17 protein-coding genes are annotated in these 19,904 nt (G+C 38.4%); 10 read left to right on the forward strand and 7 right to left on the reverse strand.

The features are described 5' to 3' along the window. Nucleotides 1-98: 98 nt before the first annotated feature. Nucleotides 99-962 carry a helix-turn-helix domain-containing protein gene (locus K5G00_RS07595; protein ID WP_238765537.1) on the reverse strand — a complete coding sequence of 288 codons (864 nt, stop codon included), beginning with the start codon at nt 960-962 and terminating at the stop codon, nt 99-101. Between the two features lie 445 nt (nt 963-1,407). Here K5G00_RS07595 and K5G00_RS07600 point away from each other — a divergent pair, with 445 nt between their 5' ends. Further along, entirely contained in the window at nt 1,408-2,289 is an 882-nt protein-coding gene (locus K5G00_RS07600) for a DUF72 domain-containing protein (protein WP_238765538.1), read from the forward strand. A 437-nt stretch (nt 2,290-2,726) separates the two neighbouring features. On the opposite strand, the gene K5G00_RS07605 is transcribed toward K5G00_RS07600, so the two are convergent. The 4 genes from K5G00_RS07605 to K5G00_RS07620 are packed head-to-tail and all read right to left on the reverse strand — an operon-like array spanning nt 2,727 to nt 9,508. After that, entirely contained in the window at nt 2,727-4,757 is a 2,031-nt protein-coding gene (locus K5G00_RS07605; RefSeq protein WP_238765539.1) for a glycoside hydrolase family 3 protein, read from the reverse strand. Nucleotides 4,758-4,796: 39 nt separating this feature from the next. Then, nucleotides 4,797-6,926, reverse strand: a complete 2,130-nt coding sequence (locus tag K5G00_RS07610; protein WP_238765540.1) for a glycoside hydrolase family 3 protein — start codon at nt 6,924-6,926, stop codon at nt 4,797-4,799. Nucleotides 6,927-6,973: 47 nt separating this feature from the next. Continuing rightward, entirely contained in the window at nt 6,974-8,464 is a 1,491-nt protein-coding gene (locus K5G00_RS07615) for a Gfo/Idh/MocA family oxidoreductase (protein WP_238765541.1), read from the reverse strand. A gap of 57 nt (nt 8,465-8,521) precedes the next feature. Further along, the gene (locus K5G00_RS07620; protein WP_238765542.1) at nt 8,522-9,508 is read right to left on the reverse strand and encodes a sugar phosphate isomerase/epimerase family protein; all 987 of its coding nucleotides are present in this window, start codon (nt 9,506-9,508) and stop codon (nt 8,522-8,524) included. Nucleotides 9,509-9,671: 163 nt separating this feature from the next. On the opposite strand from K5G00_RS07620, the gene K5G00_RS07625 reads away from it, so the two are divergent. Beyond that, nucleotides 9,672-10,256 (forward strand): hypothetical protein, encoded by a 585-nt coding sequence (locus K5G00_RS07625; RefSeq protein ID WP_238765543.1) that lies wholly within the window; start codon nt 9,672-9,674, stop codon nt 10,254-10,256. An 85-nt stretch (nt 10,257-10,341) separates the two neighbouring features. On the opposite strand, the gene K5G00_RS30015 is transcribed toward K5G00_RS07625, so the two are convergent. Then, nucleotides 10,342-11,457, reverse strand: a complete 1,116-nt coding sequence (locus tag K5G00_RS30015) for a helix-turn-helix domain-containing protein (protein ID WP_238765544.1) — start codon at nt 11,455-11,457, stop codon at nt 10,342-10,344. A 64-nt stretch (nt 11,458-11,521) separates the two neighbouring features. Continuing rightward, nucleotides 11,522-12,937, reverse strand: coding sequence for a PQQ-dependent sugar dehydrogenase (locus K5G00_RS07635; RefSeq protein WP_238765545.1), 1,416 nt, complete (start codon nt 12,935-12,937; stop codon nt 11,522-11,524). Nucleotides 12,938-13,096: 159 nt separating this feature from the next. Here K5G00_RS07635 and K5G00_RS07640 point away from each other — a divergent pair, with 159 nt between their 5' ends. From K5G00_RS07640 to K5G00_RS07675, 8 genes are read left to right on the forward strand one after another with little or no spacing between them, the layout of a single operon-like run. Further along, nucleotides 13,097-13,618 carry a TetR/AcrR family transcriptional regulator gene (locus tag K5G00_RS07640; RefSeq protein WP_238765546.1) on the forward strand — a complete coding sequence of 174 codons (522 nt, stop codon included), beginning with the start codon at nt 13,097-13,099 and terminating at the stop codon, nt 13,616-13,618. 49 nt (nt 13,619-13,667) lie between these two features. Then, nucleotides 13,668-14,735 carry an NAD-dependent epimerase/dehydratase family protein gene (locus K5G00_RS07645; RefSeq protein WP_238765547.1) on the forward strand — a complete coding sequence of 356 codons (1,068 nt, stop codon included), beginning with the start codon at nt 13,668-13,670 and terminating at the stop codon, nt 14,733-14,735. A gap of 43 nt (nt 14,736-14,778) precedes the next feature. Beyond that, nucleotides 14,779-15,888 (forward strand): metallophosphoesterase, encoded by a 1,110-nt coding sequence (locus K5G00_RS07650; RefSeq protein ID WP_238765548.1) that lies wholly within the window; start codon nt 14,779-14,781, stop codon nt 15,886-15,888. Further along, on the forward strand, nt 15,885-16,553 hold the full coding sequence (locus tag K5G00_RS07655) for a Rossmann-fold NAD(P)-binding domain-containing protein (protein ID WP_238765549.1): 669 nt from the start codon (nt 15,885-15,887) through the stop codon (nt 16,551-16,553). The genes K5G00_RS07650 and K5G00_RS07655 overlap by 4 nt, the downstream gene beginning before the upstream one ends. Before the next feature lie 7 nt (nt 16,554-16,560). Continuing rightward, the gene (locus K5G00_RS07660) at nt 16,561-17,487 is read left to right on the forward strand and encodes an oxidoreductase (RefSeq protein WP_238765550.1); all 927 of its coding nucleotides are present in this window, start codon (nt 16,561-16,563) and stop codon (nt 17,485-17,487) included. A gap of 1 nt (nt 17,488) precedes the next feature. After that, nucleotides 17,489-18,133, forward strand: coding sequence for a CPBP family intramembrane glutamic endopeptidase (locus K5G00_RS07665; RefSeq protein WP_238765551.1), 645 nt, complete (start codon nt 17,489-17,491; stop codon nt 18,131-18,133). 11 nt (nt 18,134-18,144) lie between these two features. Further along, entirely contained in the window at nt 18,145-18,786 is a 642-nt protein-coding gene (locus K5G00_RS07670) for an HAD family hydrolase (protein ID WP_238765552.1), read from the forward strand. 50 nt (nt 18,787-18,836) lie between these two features. Further along, the gene (locus K5G00_RS07675; protein WP_238765553.1) at nt 18,837-19,856 is read left to right on the forward strand and encodes a LacI family DNA-binding transcriptional regulator; all 1,020 of its coding nucleotides are present in this window, start codon (nt 18,837-18,839) and stop codon (nt 19,854-19,856) included. The last annotated feature ends 48 nt before the right edge of the window (nt 19,857-19,904 follow it).

The raw sequence follows: 19,904 nt of genomic DNA on the forward strand, positions 1-19,904 counted from the left end.
GCGCTTCAATAAACAAAATGACACCTCATTTTACAAGTTGGTACCCGGGTTGGTACTTTGGGATTAATTCGTGAGCTTTGAGAATTGTTTTATTAAAACTAAAGAGATTTCTTGTAATGAGAGGGTGTAACACCCGTTTCTTCCTTAAAAATACGATTAAATGAGGTTTTGGAGTTAAAACCGCACTCCAAGGCTATTCCAAGAAGGGTATAATTTTTATAGGAAGGATTGGCAAGTTTTTCTTTAACTTCTTCCACCCGGAATTCGTTAATGAATTTAAAAAAATTCTTTTTTTGACTGGCATTAATCACCTGTGATATTTTATACCTGGGAACATTTAGGTCTTCAACCATCATCTGTAGGCTATAGTCGGGATTTGTATATGGTTTTTTAGTTTTCAGATACTGAATAATTTCCTTGTTAAGATCTTTCTCCTGTTTTTCATTTAATGCTGCCTGTGTATTTTTTGTTTTTAAAGAATCAGATAGATTAGACGAACCGCCTGATTCGGTTAAACTAACTTTTTGTTTCTTATAAATAGCGGTTTGTTTTATACCAAAAAATACAAGCATAAAAGTAAAAATGGTCAAATTGATATGAATGCTTGAAAGTTCAGTGAATTTGGTATTCATTAATTTTTCAATATACGATATAAACAATTCAATCACAATCAGAAATAAAAAAACAACAATAAGCAGAATAAGCCAATTTAATGTGTTCTTTGCTGTGTAATTTGAAAAAAAGTAGGGAATATTTTTTCTGTGTCTAAGAATGAGCTGGATGCTCAAGATCCAGTATGTTACCACAGAAATGATCAGTAGCGCGTAGTAAATATTGTTGTAAATATAACTTGGATTTTCTGATAAATCAGAAGAACTGTTCATTGAAACCTGGTTTCCCAGGGAACGCTGTATACCGATAATAAAAATTGGTAACGCATGCAACAGGTGTTTCCAGTTCAACTTAAAATTTTCATTTATTAAAGAATTTACATATAAATAAAGTAAAGGGCCATGCGAAAATAGTATGGGAAATATTCCTAATTTAAGATATTCGACAGTGTCAAAAGGAAGCAGTTTTGTCCCTAATGAAATTGCTATAATACACAGCCAAAATGTGATAATAGTAAAACTAAGGTGCTTTGGCCTTTTTGACACAAAAATCAGTATACCAAAAATAGCCTGAATAAATCCGATTAAAGATATAGTTTTTACCATTCACTAAATATAAGCAAAATCGCTGTTATCTGATTTGAATGAAAAAGATTGGAGTAAAATAAAATTAGACTTGAAAATACTTCAGGGAAAGAGTTTTGTTAAGATGAAGAAAATTTGCTAATAAAACAGATTCTTTCGAAATTTGAAAAAAAGATTAATTGGAATTTTATTCCTGTCAAAATTAAAAGCTATGAAGTTTGGGAAAGTTGAGAATCCGGGAAGTATTGATTTTATTTTACCTCCAGATCATCCCGATTCAAAAAAAGTTCTGATGCGATCGAAAAGAAGTATGCAAAAAGCAAGTGTGTATGTTGGTTGTGCGAAATGGAACCGAACTGATTTAAAGGGTTTTTATCCTCGGGGAACAAAAGATGAACTGGCTTACTATGCCATACAATTTAATAGTATTGAACTAAATGCTACGTTTTATAATATTCCATCGATACACCAGGTTGAAACGTGGCGTGACAAAACACCCGACGATTTCAGGTTCTTTCCGAAAATTACTAATTCGATAAGCCACTATAAACGTTTGATTAATGTTGGCGAGCTGGTTGAAGATTACTGTTTGAAGATTAGTAATTTTAATCCAAAGCTGGGAATGGTTTTTCTTCAACTTCATGATAATTTTTCATTTAAGGACTTTGATAGATTAAAAGGTTTTTTAACCAAATTTCCACCGGGAATTCCTCTGGCGGTTGAACTCAGAAACAAAGAGTGGTTTAGCGATGAGAGGATCTCCTCCGAGTTGTATGCTCTTTTGGAAGAAAATGAGACTACAAATATTATTGTGGATACTGCGGGAAGAAGAGATATGCTCCATATGCGATTGACAACACCTACTGCATTCGTGCGATATGTCGGAGCCAACCACCCGACTGATTATAGCCGTTTGGATGATTGGATTGAAAGGGTGGGTGTTTGGATTAAAAACGGACTCGAAAATCTCTACTTCTTCGTTCATCAGAATCTCGAAAAAGAATCGCCGCTGTTGTCGGCTTACTTTGTTGATAAACTAAATGAAAAGTACAGTTTGAATATTCGTGGGCCCGGTCACGGGAGTTTGTTTTAAAAAAGATATTCAAAGTAAAAGTTGGTGTTGGTGCGTTTATTATGGGAAATCAATTGAAGCCTTACAAATAAAATCCCCCGGCCTCACCGGGGGATAAGATTTTTCTGACTTTCATCATAGAAATCTACTATTTATGCATTTCAAAAATAAAATATCTTGTAAATATGGACGTCTCAATGGGTCAATTGAAACGTAAAATACTTTATTAAGACGTGGTACTCGTTGTTGAATCAGTAACTAATTCCATCTCAAAATAAAAAAGGTGTAAGTTTCCTTTTTTAAATTCGGGTTGATTTAAACCCTTTTCATGCTAGGAGATAAAAGAAAAACTCACTGCGAATACAAAAAGTTTCTTATTTTTTGCTAACAGGCAGAGTTTTATGCTTGATAAACAATATTATTATCCTTTGGTCAGTTATTCCGTATGAGCAATATCTTTAGTAGGTCAACCCAAATCCAAAAGGGAACAGAGTATCTTCATCGGGGTACCCTGGTGCATCCGAATCCTGATTTATGATAGCCTCCTTGCTTTTTGCCAATGCAAATGGCAATTTTCCAGTGGGTTTGAAATTACCCATGATAATATCCATAAGCGCTTCACTTTTCACGCCAAATGTAGCCAGAATAGCCCCTGCATCCAGAAAGCCACAACTTTCATCCAAAACATATGGATTTCGAAAATTTACTGACAGAATTGTCTTTTCCGCGCCTACTTTATCCATAACAGTTTTTATATCAGCGAGGGAAGGGGAGATGTGCCACGATTTTGAACCAACCATATCGGAGAATGCCAGCAAATCCAATTCCTCTGGAATAGCTCCGCCAAACCTGCCTCCCGTATTGAGCACATTGACCCTGATTACGGCGTAATCAACGTCACCGCTTATTTCCGGAAGCTGACCATTTTCAGCATCATAATCTCCTGAAATTGCTTTGATACCGGACCATGCTCTGTCATTGAATATTTCATTATCAACACCCATTGTAAATAAAACAAGAGAATCATTCCGTTCTGGCATTGCAAGAGGAAGATTCATTTTATTTTGCAACAGCACGATTGATTTTCTTTGAGCAATATCTGCTTTTCTTTGAAAAGATGCATTGCCAACAATATAAGCTGCTCTGTCCGGATCTACATAAGGATTTTCAAATAGACCGAGTTCAAATTGTTCTCTTAACTGCCTTCTTACTGACAGTTCTACTCTGCTTTCTGTAATTTTTCCTGATTCGACCAGGTCTAAGATCATTTTGTTATTACTGAATCCGGAAAGAACATCTGTTCCGGCCTCCACGGCAATTATTATTTGTTCTTCTTCGGTTTTATCTTCCAATCCCCATGCTCTGTCTCCAATAATACCCGTATCCGAATTTACATATCCTTTAAAACCAAGTTCATTTCTCAATAAACCGGTTACAATTCCTTTTGAAAATGCCATGCCAACATCGTTGGGTAAGTATCGCTGGCCAATGGGTATTCCATAATACGGCATAATAGATGAAACGCCGGCATCAATTGCAGCCTTAAATGGCGCAACATGGTAATCAAACATTCCCGCCGGATAAACCTGGTTTTTTCCATAATCGAAATGAGGATCACCCCCGCCTTCCTGCGGACCTCCGCCCGGGAAGTGTTTCAATGTTAGCGCAACACTTTTTGAATTCAACGATTCGCCCTGCAGATTTTTAATAAGAGTGGATACAATTTCGGTTGCCCATTCGCTGTCTTCTGTAAAAGTTTCGTGGATACGGTACCATCTTGGTTCTGTAGCGAGGTCAGCCATGTAGCCGTACATCGAACGAAGACCGATAGAGGTCCATTCCTGTCTCATAACATTGGCAAATTCAGCAATCAGCTCAATATCCTGTGTTGCCGCCAAGCCTGCTTCTTTAGGCCATGCAGAAAAAGCACCTGAACCAACGTTGATTCCTGCTCTTGCATCATAAGTGACATGATTTCTCGCATTTGATTTAAACACCACCGGTATACCAAGACGCGTATTCTCAGCAATTTCCTGAACTGAATTTGTAAACTGGGCTGCTTCGTAGGGAGAAACCTGTCCTCCGCCAAAACCGCCGCCTCTGCCGCCAGTCCTTTCAGGATTTTCAATAACCGTATTTCTGAAAATAAACCGGGTCATCTTTTCATCCTCAACATACCGAACGCCTGATTCTGATACTTTACCATAGGTTTCTGCGTTAAGTGTGTTGATCAACAAGAAGCCAACTTTCTCTTCCAGTGTCATTTGATCAAGCAGATCCTGTATTCGATTTTCCACTGGTTTACGCCAATCTTCGTAGACATCCAGTTTGCCGTTTTTATTAAGGTCCTTGAATTCAAGCTTATCTTCGTGTAAAAGATTAACAGCTCTGGCCTCAATATTGGGTTGGAAACTGTAGGTTCCCTGTGCCAATAGAATGGAACTATTTGATAAGATAAATAATAATATTAGTATGCTTATATTTTTCATTATAAGTAACTTAATTAGTTCTTTTTTAGTTTACGTCAATTAATAACTCAATCCAAATCCAAATGCATAATCATCACCTGCCTTGTTGGTATACACGTAGTCAAAATCTTCCGCATAACCGGGAACATCAGACGCATTTTTTTCAACAGCATCCAGATTAGCCGGAATGGTAAAAGGCAGTTTCCCAGAAGGATTATATCGACCATAAACTGCATCAATCAGAGCTTCTGCTTTCACACCAAAGGTGCCAATAACAGCGGCAGCACCGGGTTCAATTTGGTTGATTATCCATGGATTATCAAAGTTTATGACTAAAATTGTTGGTACTTTGGATTCAATATCGCGGATTTTTGCAACATCAATTCCCGTATCCTCTTTAAGGTCGATTGAAACACCCTCTTCCGGTGATATTTCATAGGTACTTGGCATTGCCCAAACAATAGCCACATCTGCTTCAGAAGGATTATCTACAGTTTGAACGGATTGGCCAAGTAGCTCTTTAAATGATTTGGTTGTCTCCTCGCTGCTTCTTCCGGTGAAAACTTCCACGTAAACTCTTTTTTCATTTTCGAGTGGCAAGATATCGGAGTTACTTAACAAGACGATTGATCTTCTGTGAGCCTCGTCAGCAGCTGCCTGAGATTCAGTGTTCTCTGCTACATTCTGTGCTTCATCCGGATCAACATACGGATTTTCAAATAAACCCAGCTTAAATATTTCAGTGAGCAGTAATGTTACTTTCGGATTAAGATCTTCTTCTGAAAGTAACCCACTATTTACAGCACTTAATAAAGGTGCAGGATCATTCACATCGGAGAAAAGAGCAACCCCAGCCTGAACGGCCTTCGCATAACGTTCTTCCATCGATAAATCTTCAACTCCAAATGCCTGACGAGTCAGTATTCCACTGTCAGTATTTATGTACCCCTTAAATCCCATTTCTTTTGGTAGATCAGTTATGATTGCTTTGTTATAGGCTGCGGCCACATCCTCAAAAGGTTCGCCGTTTAGCTGTGGTACCGACATTTCATTACTCGGACGATTATAATAACTCATAATTGAACTTACACCTGCATCAATTGCAGCCTGAAATGGTGGAAGATGATATTTTTCCAAACTGCCTTCAGTCGGATAAATGGCCCATTGTCCCTGTTCAGTGTGAGGATCCATTCCGAGATAAACCGGCCCGTCGCCCGGAAAGTGTTTAATCGTGTGAACAACAGACTCATTATTTATTTCGTCTCCCTGGAAACCAATTACCAACTCACGTGTATATTCTGCGCTTAACTCCGGGCTTTCACTAAAGGTTCCGCTTATACGGCGCCATCGGGGTTCTGTTGCTGTTTCGACCTGGTATCCGTAAATTTTTCGAATGCCAGCTGCCCGCCATTCTTTTCGTGCGATTTCTGCAAACTGGCGAATCAGCGAAGCATCATTAGCTGCAGCTAGCCCAAGTTGCCCTGGCCATGTTGAAAATTGTCCGCTTGCTTCAGTAATTCCAAATTCTATACGACCGCTATGGTTTCGTGGATTCGATGTAAAAACAATGGGTATCCCAAGACGTGTTTGTTCCGCTATTTCCTGGTATTTATTATTTCTTGATGCAATATCATACGCCGGGAGATTGTCACGGATAATGAGATAACGAATTTTGCGATCATTGATGTAATCTATTGTTGCAGGGAACGGATCTTCCGCGATTATCTTCTCAGTTTCATTTTCATCATCAGGTTGGGGTACCTGTCCCGGAGAAGCACCGCCATTGGGCACTCCGGCGCCTGTGGCCTGTCCCGGGAAGCGGCCACCGTTAGGAATTGCGGCCCTTCCAAAGCCACCTCGCCGACGTTCTGATGTTATGTGCATCAAACCTGCTTTTTCTTCAAGCGTCATCATCGACACCAGGTTCTCCGCCCGTTCTTCAGCGCTTAGTCGCCAGTCTTCATAGGGATCAAGCTCCCCATTTTTATTGAGATCTTTAAACTGTAAACCGTCGGATTCAATTCGTTCAACATCTTTTATTCCTAATTCTGGCTGTATGAAATTCTCTTTTTTATTGCACGACGGTAATAAAAATAAAAGACTCAGCAGAAGAATCGACACACCGTTCATTTTTTTTATAAAAAGCTCATCAAAATTGATTTTGCTATAAACTTTGAGATGTGTTTCCATTGTATATAGGTTTTAATAGCTGAATAAAAATGATATTTGAATAAGCATTAAACTTTGTAATAGCTTTCCCATCCCATACGCGGAGGCCTGTCTGTTAAAAGTGAATTTGCAAACTTATCATTGATTATTTCTTTGGTGCGATCATCAAATATAAGTTTCTGATTACGGCGCATTGCGATTACTCCAAGAGAAAATATCTGTGAGAGAGGAGCAAATATTTCAAATGGAGAACGAGTTTTTTCTTCACCCAGGCAGGCTTTCAGAAAGTTTTCATAGTGGTTGGAAGGACTTTCCGGATATTCCGGCAATCTGGAAGCCATTTCCTTTGCTTTTTCTTCGGGAATAATAAAAAGAGGAGCAGAATGAGTGCCTCCCTTAAATGTTAATTCTTTACTGTATATAATTTTACCTGCAGTATTTCTCCGCCTGCGCTGTGGTCTTTGATTTCCGGCTGGTCGACTTCCCTGTGCGCTTGCTCCACCCGGAGGAGGAATCGTATTGTCAACAGTTGCCTCAACCGATTCGTAACCTTCGGGAAACGGAGGTGTGTTGTCAACACCATCATACCAGGTTATATCACAAGGAGGCATGTCCCCGCGGCTTTTAAACCTAAATTTTAAGGTTGTTTCCAATGGGAAAAAGAAATCGTTACGATTACGAACATGTACAGGTTCAATTTCATAAGGCAGTCCAAGTTCGAGAAACTGATGAATGGTATCGAGTATATGTGCTCCCCAGTCTCCAAGAGCGCCCATCCCAAAATCATACCAGCCACGCCAGTTTCCCGGATGATACTTTTCATTAAAGTCGTGATAGCCAGCTGTTGTAAGCCATGTATCCCAATGTTTAGGGGTCATTCCTTTGGGCAATGGCTGTGCTTCGGGAAATTTTGAAATCTTTGGATCATAGGGATGCCATCTTCTGGTTCCGTTCATGAAAGCTGTTACAGCCGTTACATCTTTTATAATTCCCGCATCTTTCCAGGCTTTAAATTGGAAATAGTTTTCACCTGAATGTCCCTGGTTGCCAACTTGTGTTGCCAGCTTGGGATTGTTCAGGGCCGCCTTGGCCATTAATTCCGCTTCAAGGAAAGTGCGGGCCATTGGTTTTTCAACATAAACACTTATTCCTAATTGCATTGCCGCCATACAAACCGGGAAGTGAGCAAAATCGGGAATAGCAACCTGAACCGCGTCAATGTCTCCAGCCATCTCATCAAACATTACACGGAAATCTCTGTATTGTTTCGCATTTGGCACTAACTGTATTGTTTTTTGTGCGCCTTCTGAATCAAGATCTACATCGCAAACGGCAACAATGTTTGCAAGTCCTGTATTGATAAACTGTCTTGCATCATTTGCACCCTGATTCGCAATTCCAATTAAAGCCAGGTTTACTTTTCCCGCTTTGCTTTCGGCTCTGCCAGGCAAAATTTCCGGACGAATAATGTTTCCGGTTGCATTACTGCCAAGTATCATACCGGAGCCGGCAAGCCCGACAGTCTTTAATAGGTTTCTTCTTGTTAGTTTATTTTCCATTTTATTAGGTTTTAGCAATTGTTACTGATTTGTTTGAAAACGTTTATGCTTCATCATTTATTCCAATATATTTCGCATGTATTCAATACATTTAGTCACTTCTTTCACAGGATCAGAACCTTCCGGAATTTGGTATTCAAGTTCAACAAAAACATCGATGGGCCATTTTTCTTTTTTTAGCAGTTCCAGTACATCTGCTATAGGTGTACTACCTTCTCCAAAAGGTACGCTTGTATTTGGTTTTTCAGGATGGTTAGGACCGGTTTTATCTTTCATGTGAATCATTGGAATTTGATCGCGGTATTTGATAATAACATCATTTGGATGTTTCCCTGTACTTCCGTAATAATGCCCCACATCCAGGTTAAGACGATTCGCAGGAGAGTAGCTCAGTAATGTGTCAACGTCAAATCCGGGTTCGCCAAATTGCCCGTGAGTGTGGTAAATAGCCAGGCTATTGTGTTTTTCTGCAAATCCCCCCATTCGTTTACAAGCTTCAACACTGGCTTCATCGGTTATACCGTAAGCTCCCATTACGTTGGATGCTTTATAAGCATAGTCGAGTTCTTCGTCCGACCATCTGGACGGTGCAAATTTGGCAATATGAATATCCACTCCGGCGTCGTTGTACATCTTGCGGAGATCTGCATATTTTTGCATGGGTAAACTTAAACGCCATTGCTTTTGTTTTTCCTGAGCTGCTTTGGTTGCTTCTGCAATTTCGGCTTTTTCTTTTTCAGTTAAATCTGAACCTCTCCGACGTCTGGGAGGGCCCGCCGGTATGCCCAAACCTTCCTCCAAAACTCCTCGCATTTCAACCGCATTAATCCCAGCTTCCAATATATATCCTAAAGTTTCTTCTAAACTATGGGGAACACGCAAATAGCTATATGTTGTAACACCCAATTGGACACCGTTTACTTTTGAATTAGGTTTTTTTCTTTGTGGGGTAAAAGAATAATTAAATGGAATGATCGAAATTCCTGTTGCTGCTAACGCAGTTGTACCAAGGAAGTTTCGTCTCGAAAGGTTTGATTTTTTCATCTTTATAGGTTTAATCATGAATAATCAAATTTAATTAGCTTAATGGTTTAAACGTCCCAACCAATTTATTGGCACCAATTTCATTGAAGCATTGTTAAACTTCTCCTCCTGTTTAAGATCTGTAAACCATAAGCAAGTAACTTATAATTTTAATAAAGAAAAAATGAAAACGAAAAGGAGTTTAGCAACATTACTGGCAGCAGCAATTGTAACAATAGCCTCTGCAACAGATCTTTCAAAGCTGATTGTAACACCACTGAATGCGAACCAGTTAATTGTTGCAGTTGTAAATGATCGTATATCTGATTTCGAGATTAGCATTTATGCAAAAGATGGAGATTTGGTTTACTTTAAACAATCAGATAAACCGATATCGTCATATCAGAAGATTTTTGATGTTCAGAATCTTGAGAATGGTAAATACAAAATGACTTTAAAAATGAACGGCATTTCTGTAGAAAAGGATTTTATAATAACTACCAATAAGATTATTTTTGGTGAATCTGAACTGGATATCGACCCCTATTTTGTTTTTGATGGAAAAAATTTGAAGTTTTCATACTTAAATTTCAAGAATAAAAAATTCAAATTAGAAATTTACGATGAAAACGGGCTGATATTCGAGACAAAAATTGACAACGAATTTTCAATTCATTCGGGATACAATCTTTCAAAATTGGAATCGGGAAACTACAGAGCCGTTTTATACTCTTTCAACAAAAAATATGTTTATCAATTTGCAAAATAGGAGAGACCAAATTGCATAGAAAGACCCGGTTGTTATCTGAATGGGGCTTTATTACTTTTGCTAAAATTATTTATCTGCTTTAAAACTATGTGCCCTTTATATAGTTTGTTGGTGTCATCCCGGTTTCCTCTTTAAAAATTCGGTTAAACGTAGTTTTAGAATTAAATCCACATTCAAATGCAATTCCCAATACCGTTAAATTTTTATATTCCTTGTTTTCCAGCTTTTCTTTCACCTCTCTAATCCTGTATTCGTTCATTAGTTTATAAAAATTTTTATTCTGACTACGGTTAATAACCTGCGATAATTTATGTCTTGAGATATTTAGATCTTCGACCATCATTTGCAGATTGAATTCCGGGTTGAGGTATGGCTTTTTACTAGTCAGATAATTTATTACCGTATCGTTTAGCTCTGCTACCTGTTGGTCATTTAAATAAGAACCAACATATTTATTTCCCTGACTGTTTGAATGAGAAATTTGTCCATCCTCAGTTGATTGCGCTTTATCTTTTTTATAAATAACCGATTGATTTATTCCAAAATAAATCATAATAAAGGTAAAAAGAGTAAAATTAAAAGAAAGCGGAAAAAATCTGTTTATTCCTATTTGTAAAACATTTCGTGCAAAAAATAACAATTGGTTGCTGATAAAAAAGAGTAAAAATAACGAGAGTACAAAAATCAGCCAGCTTAAGGTGTTTTTACTCGAATAATTTGAGAAATACAAAGGGATTTTTTTTCGATGTTTTAAAATGACATCTAAACTTAAAAACCAATAAACAAACACCGAAATTAACAATAGCGAAAGATAAATTTTATTATAAAGATAATTTGGGTTTTGTGTTAAATCGGGTGAACTAACAACCGATACCGCACTAATAGTAGAACGATGAATACAAACCAGCAAGTATGGAACTAAATGCAGAAGGTGGGTCTTTTTTAATTTAAAATTTTCGATGGCAAGAGAACTTACATAAAAATAAAGCAGTGGTCCGGTTAATATTAAAATGGGGAAAACTCCGGGTTTAAAATATTTTACAACCTGAAAGGGAAGTAATCCTGCTCCGAGAAAGATAGCATTAACAGCCATCCAAATGGTTAAAAATAGAAAGCTGAGGTGTCTTGGCCGTTTTGTAGAAAAGATTAAAATCCCAAAAAGTGATTGAATAAATCCAACTATAAATACTGTTTTCTGCACAACAAAGTCTCTTTAGCTGACTTTTGACTCGAACCGGCAAACTAAGTTTAATTAAAATGAATTATTAATTTGGTTTTGGTGCCAGCCGAACAACTTTCCCGGGATTATTTAAAACAACATAAATTGCTCCGTCAGGTCCTGTAGAAACATCCCGTACTCTGCCTGCTCCTTTTAATATAACCTGTTCGTGAACAACGCGTTCGTCTTCAATTTGTAAGAGTCGTACTTCTTCATATTTTAGCGCACCAACAAGCAGCCTGTTTTTCCACTTTTTAAACGCATCTCCCCGGTAAAAATCCAACCCACAAACCGCAATTGAAGGTTTCCAATACAAAATGGGTTGTTCCATTCCCGGCATATGTGTAATTTCTGTTATTATTGTTCCATTGTAGTTTTTTCCATATGTAATGGTTTCCCATCCGTAATTATTTCCGGCTTTTATGAGATTTAATTCATCTCCACCCATAGGACCATGTTCTGTCACCCAAAGTTCTCCCGTTTCGGGATGAATTGCCATTCCCTGGATATTCCGGTTTCCAAGAGAGAATAACGAACCCATCGCGTTTTCGTCGTATAAAAACGGATTATCCTTAGGAATATCTCCATTGGTTTGAATACGGTGAACTTTTCCGTTGGGGAGTGTAAAATCCTGGGCCTGGTATCCGGCACCCCGATCTCCAATGGCAAAATAAAGGTATCCCCAGGGATCAAAAACAATACGGCAACCATAATGGTGGCGTGTTGTGCGGTAAGTTTCATGCGGTGCTTCGAAAATTACTTCGGCATCAGTCCAGGTGTTATTTTTTATTTTTCCACGTTCGAGTCGTGTCATAGCCGGCGGACGTTGTCCACCGGATTCAGGCAAAACATGACTGTATGCAAGGTAGATCCATCCGTTTCGGTCGAATTCCGGATCAATCGCAACATCCATTAATCCGCCTTGTCCTTCATGTAAAACTTCAGGCGTATTTTTTACAGGCTCCGGTTGAAGTACGCCATTTTTGACAATTCGGAGTCTTCCAGGCCTTTCGGTAATTAGGGCGGTATTATTGTCAAGAAAATCTATCGCCCACGGAATCTCCAGACCATCGGCAAAGGTTTCCACATGGATATCATAATCCATGGTTTCCAGTTCCTCCGGCGTTGGCGGTTTTTGGGCTCCGGCATTATTTTCTGATTCGCGGATGTAACTTACAATAGAACGAATTTCATTGTCCGAAAGTGTTTTTTCATAGGAGGGCATTCCAAGGTGCGGAATCCCGAACTTGATATTTCGTGTCACATAACCGTTTTCAGCACCAAATTGCCAAATGCCATCCACCAGACTGGTTGCATTTCCTCCATTTAGATCGGCTCCATGACATTGTGCACAATTTTTTTGATAAAGCGCGGCACCATCCTGCGCAAAAGCAGGCTGAATCAAGAATAAAAAGAGGGCGATACTAAGAGAATACTTTACAAACAAAAAAAATGATTTCATTACGATTGATTTAGATTTCATATTAATATACAACAATTTCAATAAATTATGTTTCATAAACAGAAAGCATTTTTATTGTTTGGGATGAATTTTGAAAAGTTAAGGGATTTTTATACTTAGAAAATGTTTTATATTTGTAAGCGATTGCTCACTTTTGACATGACTGAAAAACAAGAAAAAATATTACAGGCTGCATTGCAGCTTTTTGCACGGGAGGGATTTCATGCTACATCTACAAGTAAGGTGGCAAAAAAGGCAGGAGTTTCAGAGGGTTTAATTTTCAGACATTTTGGAAATAAAGAGGGATTGCTGCAAGCTATTTTAGAGGAAGGTGAAAACAGATTGAAGTCACTTTTTGTTGACATTGTAATGGAACCCAATCCAAAAGAAGTAATCCGCAAAACAATTGAAATGACGGATAAAATTGATGTTTCCGATTATGATTTCTGGAAGCTGCAATTCAAATTGAAATGGGAGCTCGAAATAAGTGGCGACAAGAAAATGGAACCGTTGAACATGGCTTTAACAAATGCATTTCGTAAGTTGAATTACGAGTCGCCTGAATTGGAAGCGCAACTTTTAATCCTTTTTATTGATGGATTGGGATCAGCGGTGCTAAAAGGCTCAAAACTGAATTCTGATCAGATGATTCAATTATTACTCAAAAAGTATAACATCTAAAATTTTTTTAAAATAGATATAAGTAAGTACTCACATAAAAATTAAAATCATGAAACAAATTGACAAAACAAAACCGGTAATGGTTACAGGAGCAACAGGATATGTTGCCGGTTGGCTAGTAAAGAAATTGTTGGATGAAGGACTTACCGTTCATGCGGCTGTGAGAAATCCGGCGAAGAAAGAAAAAGTGGCTCACCTTGATGCGCTTGCAAAAAATTCCAAAGGAAGCATCAAGTATTTTAAATCTGATTTGCTGGAGAAAGGTTCTTATGCTGAGGCAATGGAAGGATGTGAATTGGTGTTTCACACCGCCTCTCCTTTTTCAACTGTTGTTAAAAATCCGCAGAAGGATTTGATTGAGCCTGCCGTTTTGGGAACCGAGAATGTGTTGGAAACGGCAAATCAAACTCCCACAGTAAAGCGAATTGTTTTAACCAGCAGTTGTGCAGCTATTTATACTGACGCGGTAGATTGCCGGGTGGCTCCGGGAGGAATTCTCACTGAAGAAATATGGAATACAACGGCTTCGTTGGATTACCAGCCCTATTCTTATTCCAAAACACTGGCAGAGAAAAAAGCATGGGAATTGGCTGAAAAACAATCGCAATGGGATTTGATTACGATTAATCCGAGTTTGGTTATGGGGCCTCCGCTAAACCCCGGAGCCACAACTTCTGAAAGTTTTAATATAATGAAACAACTTGGTGATGGAACAATGAAAATGGGAGCGCCCAAAATGGGCGTTGGCCTGGTTGATGTTCGCGACGTGGCAGATGCTCATTTTCTTGCCGGTTTTATTCCGGAAGCTAAAGGACGTTACATTACTTCAGCGCATAATACCAACTTTTTGGAAATGGCTTTGACCCTGGAATCAAAATTTGGAAAAAATTATCCGATACCCAAAAAAGCCCTGCCCAAATGGTTGCTTCTGCTTGTTGGGCCGATGACGAATAAAATACTAACAAAAAAATATGTAAGAAATAATGTAAATGTGGAATGGAAAGCCGACAATTCAAAAATAAAAAACGATTTGGGGATTGATTTCCGTCCTTTACAAACCACAATGGAGGAAACATTTCAGGTATTGGTTGATGAGGGAATTGTAAAGGCAAAATAGACCGGTATTCCTTTTTGATAATGAAGCAATTACATTATTTTTTATGAAACGATTTTTTCCACCTATTTTTTTATTGTTGTTTCTGGCGATTATTATCGGGGCAAATATTTATCTTTCCCGCCGCTTTAATTTTTATTTCGCCGTTGAGAATACAAGGCTATTATATTTGGCATTTCCTGCTGTAACTGCATTGATGGTTTTTGGGATGATGCCACTCTCAAATTCCACCAAACGATGGGCTAATATTGTCTATATCCTGGCAGCAATTATAATGGGTGTTTTACTCTACCTTCTTTTGTCGGTTTTGCTGGTTGAGGCAGTAAATATTTTTGCACATTTTTCAGCCAAAAACATGGGTATTCTTGCACTGGCAATAACATCCCTTGTTTCAGTTTATGGCGTGTTTAATGCCTGGAATGTTCAGGTGACTCAACAGGAAATCGGAATTAGTGGGTTGAGCAAAGAAATCAGAATTATGCATCTTTCCGATATTCATATTGGTCATTTTCGCGGCAAAATTTTTTTAGAAAAAATTGTTAGAAAAGTGAATCGGCAAAATGTTGACGCCGTATTTATTACAGGAGATTTGTTCGATGGCGTTATAAATCTCTCAAGAGAAAGTCTGGCTCCGTTGACCGATATTCACAAGCCCATCTTTTTTGTTGAAGGTAATCATGATAAATATTCAGGTATTCAGACGGTTAAGAACCATTTGAGGGAAATAAATATACACGTTCTGGAAAACGAGATTTATCATTGGAATGGGTTACAGATCATAGGACTGAATCATATGGCAGCCGACAGTGAAACATTTAATATGCATGCATCGGGACAGAAAAACACGATAAAAAGTATACTCGAAAGTCTCTCTCCTGATAAAAGCAAGCCTTCTTTATTGTTGCATCACAGTCCGGATGGAATTCAATATGCAAGTAATCACGGCATAGATTTGTATTTGGCGGGGCATACACATGCAGGCCAGCTTTTCCCGATAAAATATATTGCAGGTCTTATTTTTCAATATAACAAAGGCTTGCACAGTTTTAATGGAACAAAACTTTTTGTTTCGCAGGGTGCCGGAACATTTGGCCCGCCAATGCGTGTGGGGACAAAAAGTGAAATAACACAAATTCATTTAAAACCTATAAAATGAAAAAAGTAATTGTTACAGGAGCAACCGGAATGGTCGGGAAAGGTGTTCTGCTGGAATGTCTTGATCATCCGGAAATATCGGAAGTTTTAGCTGTTGGAAGAAATCATCTCGAAATAGATCACCCAAAGCTGAAGCAATTGATTCACAAAGATTTTATCAATTTTTCTGAAGTAAAAAGTCAGCTGACTGGTTACAATGCCTGTTTTTATTGCCTTGGAATAAGTTCGGTTGGTTTGAAGGAAGAAGAGTACAAAAAAATAACGTATGACTTTACACTGGCTCTGGCAAAAACACTTCTGGAAAATAATCCGCAAATGACTTTTAACTATGTATCCGGACAAGGAACGGACTCTTCGGAAAGTGGCAGAGTAATGTGGGCACGGGTAAAAGGAAAAACTGAAAACGACCTTTTGAAACTGGGGTTTAATCAGGCATTTATGTTCAGGCCCGGAATAATAATTCCATTGCGTGGTATTAAATCAAGAACAAAAAGCTACCGGTTTATGTATAATTATTTTATGTGGCTGGTAAAAATTGTCAAAACTTTGGCTCCAAATTCGGTTGTTAGTACTACTCAAATAGGGCAGGCAATGATAAATTCAATGCTACGGGGCTTTCCTCAGAATGTGCTTAAGGCAAAAGATATAATTGAATTGTCAAAATAAAAGAAACATGGAAAACGGAAAATGGACAGGCAAAAATATTCCAGACCTGACGGGGAAAGTAATTGTTATAACCGGAGGAAACAGCGGACTTGGTTTTGAATCGGTGAAAGCTTTTGCACAAAAAGGAGCCGAAGTAATTCTCGCCAGCCGATCGATGGAAAATGGAGAGAATGCAAAAAGCAAGATTGGTGAGACCAAAGGAAAGATTGTGGTGATGCAACTTGATTTATCAAGTTTTGAATCCATTAAAAAATTTGCTGATGATTTTAAGGGAAAGTATACAAAAATAGATGTGCTTTTGAATAATGCAGGAATAATGATGACTCCCTATTTTACAACTAAAGACGGCCTGGAGGCGCAAAACGGGGTCAACCATTTCGGGCATTTTGCATTAACGGGGCAGCTTTTCGAACTGATAAAAAACACACCGAATTCGAGAATAGTAAACGTGAGCAGTTTGGCGCATAAACAGGGTAAAGTGGATTTTGATAACCTTCTTTTTAAAAACGGCAAAGATTACAGTCCTACAAAGTCTTACGGGCGCTCGAAACTTTCTAATTTATTATTTACATACGAGTTACAGCGAAGAATGGAAACCGCCGGAGTAGACGCGAAGGCTGTTTCTGCTCATCCCGGAGTTTCCGATACCAACTTGGCCCGCTATCTTGAGAAGAAATTTTTGTTTAAGATTTTGAAAGTACTTTTGAATCCGTTTTTTCAGAGTGCTGAAATGGGTGCGTTGCCGCAAATTCGTGCCGCAGTTGATGAGAATGTGAAAGGAGGAGAGTTTTACGGGCCTGACGGATTCAGGGAAATGAAAGGGCATCCTGTAAAAGTGAAGTCAAATGAAGCTTCGCATAATTTTGCAGATGCCAAAAAATTATGGGAACTTTCAGAAAAAATTACAGGAGTTACATTTTTATCAGATTTCTAAAATGGTAAAAAAGAAAATTGTTCTTGCCACTGAATTTGTTATTCTGTTTATTGGTGTGCCCTTGTTTTTGTTTTTTGAGGAGAATATTATTCATCCCAGTTCCATTTTATTGCCTGTTTTAGTTGCGTTAATTTTGTATTTCAGAAAACAAAAAGATTTTCATTTGCGTGACTTGGTTCGTCTGAATATTTCAAAAAAAATGTGGCTGCAACAACTGCTGGCTGTTATCGCAACCGGAGTTTTTCTACTTGCTTTTGTATTGATTTTTGAGCCTGAAAATTTGTTCAATCTCCCGCGTGGAAATCCGGCAATTTGGCTGGCAATGTTAGGGTTTTATCCCGTATTTTCAGCTTACGGACAGGAAGTCGTTTACCGAAAGTTCTTTTTTATGCGATATTCCCGTCTGTTTCAAAATAAATGGATTCTGATTTTTGCCAGTGCGATAACATTTAGTTTTGTACACATTGTATATTTCAGTGTGCTTTCGCTGGTTTTGACTTTTTTTGCAGGATTATATTTGGCCTGGCTCTACGATAAAACCAGAAGCGTGCTGTTCACTGCCATAGTTCATGGAATTATGGGGTTCCTGATTTTTACCGTTGGATTAGGGCAACATTTTTGGGTAGATATGATGCAGTGGTTGTAAAAATAATTCGTATGAAATATAAATGTATAATTTTTGATTGCGATGGGGTGTTGGTTGACAGTGAGGCAATTTCAGCCAAAGTGTTTAGGAAAATGATGTCGGAATTGGGATGTGAACTGGAACAGGAAACGGTTCTGGAGCAAATAACCGGCACCTCGATGAAAGAAAATTTGAAGTTTTTTACGGAACATTTGGGAAAAGATTTACCAGAGGATTTTGAAGAGGAATTCAGAAAACGTTCTTTTCAGGCCTTCAAAACCGACCTCAAACCTGTTCCCGGAGTTCATGAAATCATTGAAAAACTAAGAATACCTTTTGGCGTGGCTTCCAGCGGACCGGTAAAAAAAATTAAACTTAACCTGACTTCCACAAACCTTGCTGATAAGTTTGGTGAGAATATTTTTAGTTCGTATGACATAGGAAGTTGGAAGCCCGAGCCCGATATTTATTTACATGCCGCCAAGAAAATGGGTTTTTCTCCCCAACAGTGTGCTGTTGTTGAAGATAGTATCCCCGGTGTAAAAGCTGCAAGGGCAGGCGGTTTTGATGTGTATGCTTTTTCAACAAAACTGAAAGAAGAGGAATTTAAGAAGTTGGGTGCAGAAGTTTTTTATTCCATGGAAGAATTAGGTAGTTTGTTAAACATCAACTAAATTGGCGTCATCGTTTTTAGACAGCATTTACCGGACATTTTTGGCTTGGCATGAAAAAGTCGCGTACCACCATAACTGAAATTGCAAATCAACTGGGGGTTTCTCCCTCAACGGTTTCGCGTGCTTTGAATGACCATCCTGCAATAAGCAAAAAAACAAAAAAGGCGGTAGTAAAACTGGCCCGAAAATTAAACTATCAACCCAATTTACTTGCTCTTAATTTACTGAAAAACAAAACCAACACAATAGGTGTGGTGGTTCCTGAAATCACGAGTTATTTTTTTTCTTCGGTAATTAACGGAATCCAGGATATGGTGAACCCTTTGGGAGTGAATATGATTATCAGCCAGTCAAACGAATCTTACGAAGAAGAAAAAAATATTATTCAAACTTTTACATCCATTCGGGTAGATGGATTTTTAATTTCTCCATCGTCTGAAACTAAAAATTTTGGTCACCTAAAAATATTAACTGACAACAATATTCCTTTGGTAATTTTTGACCGTGATTGCGAAGGAATTGAAGTGGATAAAGTTTTTGTTGATGAATACAATGGTGCTTTTCAGGCTGTAGAGCATTTGATTCAGACCGGTTGTAAAAGAGTGGCACACATTGCCGGGCAGCAGACGCTTTCCACAGCGCGGCATCGTTTAAAAGGATACAAAGATGCCTTAAGCAAATACAACATCCCGGTAAATGAAAAATATATCGTTGAAAGTTGTGGATTTGCACCCGAACACGGGATCGACCCCACAAAAAAACTTCTGGCGCTACCCAATCCTCCCGATGCCATATTTACAATTAATGATGGTGTAGCCATTGGCGCAATGTATGCCATAAAAGAGGCGGGAATAACAATTCCTGAAGAAATATCTGTTATTGGTTTTGATGACGATCCACACTCCTCTTTTTTTAAACCCTCCTTATCTACTGTTTGGCAGCCCACCTATGAAATGGGAGTTCTTGCTGCCCGTTTTCTAATGAGAAGGATTAATGCTTCAAATGAGATCTCAAGCTTCAGAATTGAAACGTTGCTGCCCGAATTGGTTGTTCGGGGCTCTTCCAGATAAATAGAAGGATTTTGGAACAATATACGTTGCTTCCAACGCTTCATTTTT

Origin of the sequence: Maribellus maritimus, assembly GCF_022267315.1 — a bacterium.
In the GTDB taxonomy this organism is placed as follows: Bacteria; Bacteroidota; Bacteroidia; order Bacteroidales; family Prolixibacteraceae; genus Draconibacterium; species Draconibacterium maritimum.

Coding starts and splice junctions, on each gene's coding strand:
- K5G00_RS07665 (WP_238765551.1), top strand. CDS start 17,489: ATGGTAAAAAAGAAAATTGTTCTTGCCACTGAATTTGTTATTCTGTTT.
- K5G00_RS07635 (WP_238765545.1), bottom strand. CDS start 12,937: ATGAAATCATTTTTTTTGTTTGTAAAGTATTCTCTTAGTATCGCCCTC.
- K5G00_RS07650 (WP_238765548.1), top strand. CDS start 14,779: ATGAAACGATTTTTTCCACCTATTTTTTTATTGTTGTTTCTGGCGATT.
- K5G00_RS07620 (WP_238765542.1), bottom strand. CDS start 9,508: ATGAAAAAATCAAACCTTTCGAGACGAAACTTCCTTGGTACAACTGCG.
- K5G00_RS07670 (WP_238765552.1), top strand. CDS start 18,145: ATGAAATATAAATGTATAATTTTTGATTGCGATGGGGTGTTGGTTGAC.
- K5G00_RS07605 (WP_238765539.1), bottom strand. CDS start 4,757: ATGAAAAATATAAGCATACTAATATTATTATTTATCTTATCAAATAGT.
- K5G00_RS07660 (WP_238765550.1), top strand. CDS start 16,561: ATGGAAAACGGAAAATGGACAGGCAAAAATATTCCAGACCTGACGGGG.
- K5G00_RS07645 (WP_238765547.1), top strand. CDS start 13,668: ATGAAACAAATTGACAAAACAAAACCGGTAATGGTTACAGGAGCAACA.
- K5G00_RS07600 (WP_238765538.1), top strand. CDS start 1,408: ATGAAGTTTGGGAAAGTTGAGAATCCGGGAAGTATTGATTTTATTTTA.
- K5G00_RS07655 (WP_238765549.1), top strand. CDS start 15,885: ATGAAAAAAGTAATTGTTACAGGAGCAACCGGAATGGTCGGGAAAGGT.
- K5G00_RS07640 (WP_238765546.1), top strand. CDS start 13,097: ATGACTGAAAAACAAGAAAAAATATTACAGGCTGCATTGCAGCTTTTT.
- K5G00_RS07675 (WP_238765553.1), top strand. CDS start 18,837: ATGAAAAAGTCGCGTACCACCATAACTGAAATTGCAAATCAACTGGGG.
- K5G00_RS07615 (WP_238765541.1), bottom strand. CDS start 8,464: ATGGAAAATAAACTAACAAGAAGAAACCTATTAAAGACTGTCGGGCTT.
- K5G00_RS07625 (WP_238765543.1), top strand. CDS start 9,672: ATGAAAACGAAAAGGAGTTTAGCAACATTACTGGCAGCAGCAATTGTA.
- K5G00_RS07610 (WP_238765540.1), bottom strand. CDS start 6,926: ATGGAAACACATCTCAAAGTTTATAGCAAAATCAATTTTGATGAGCTT.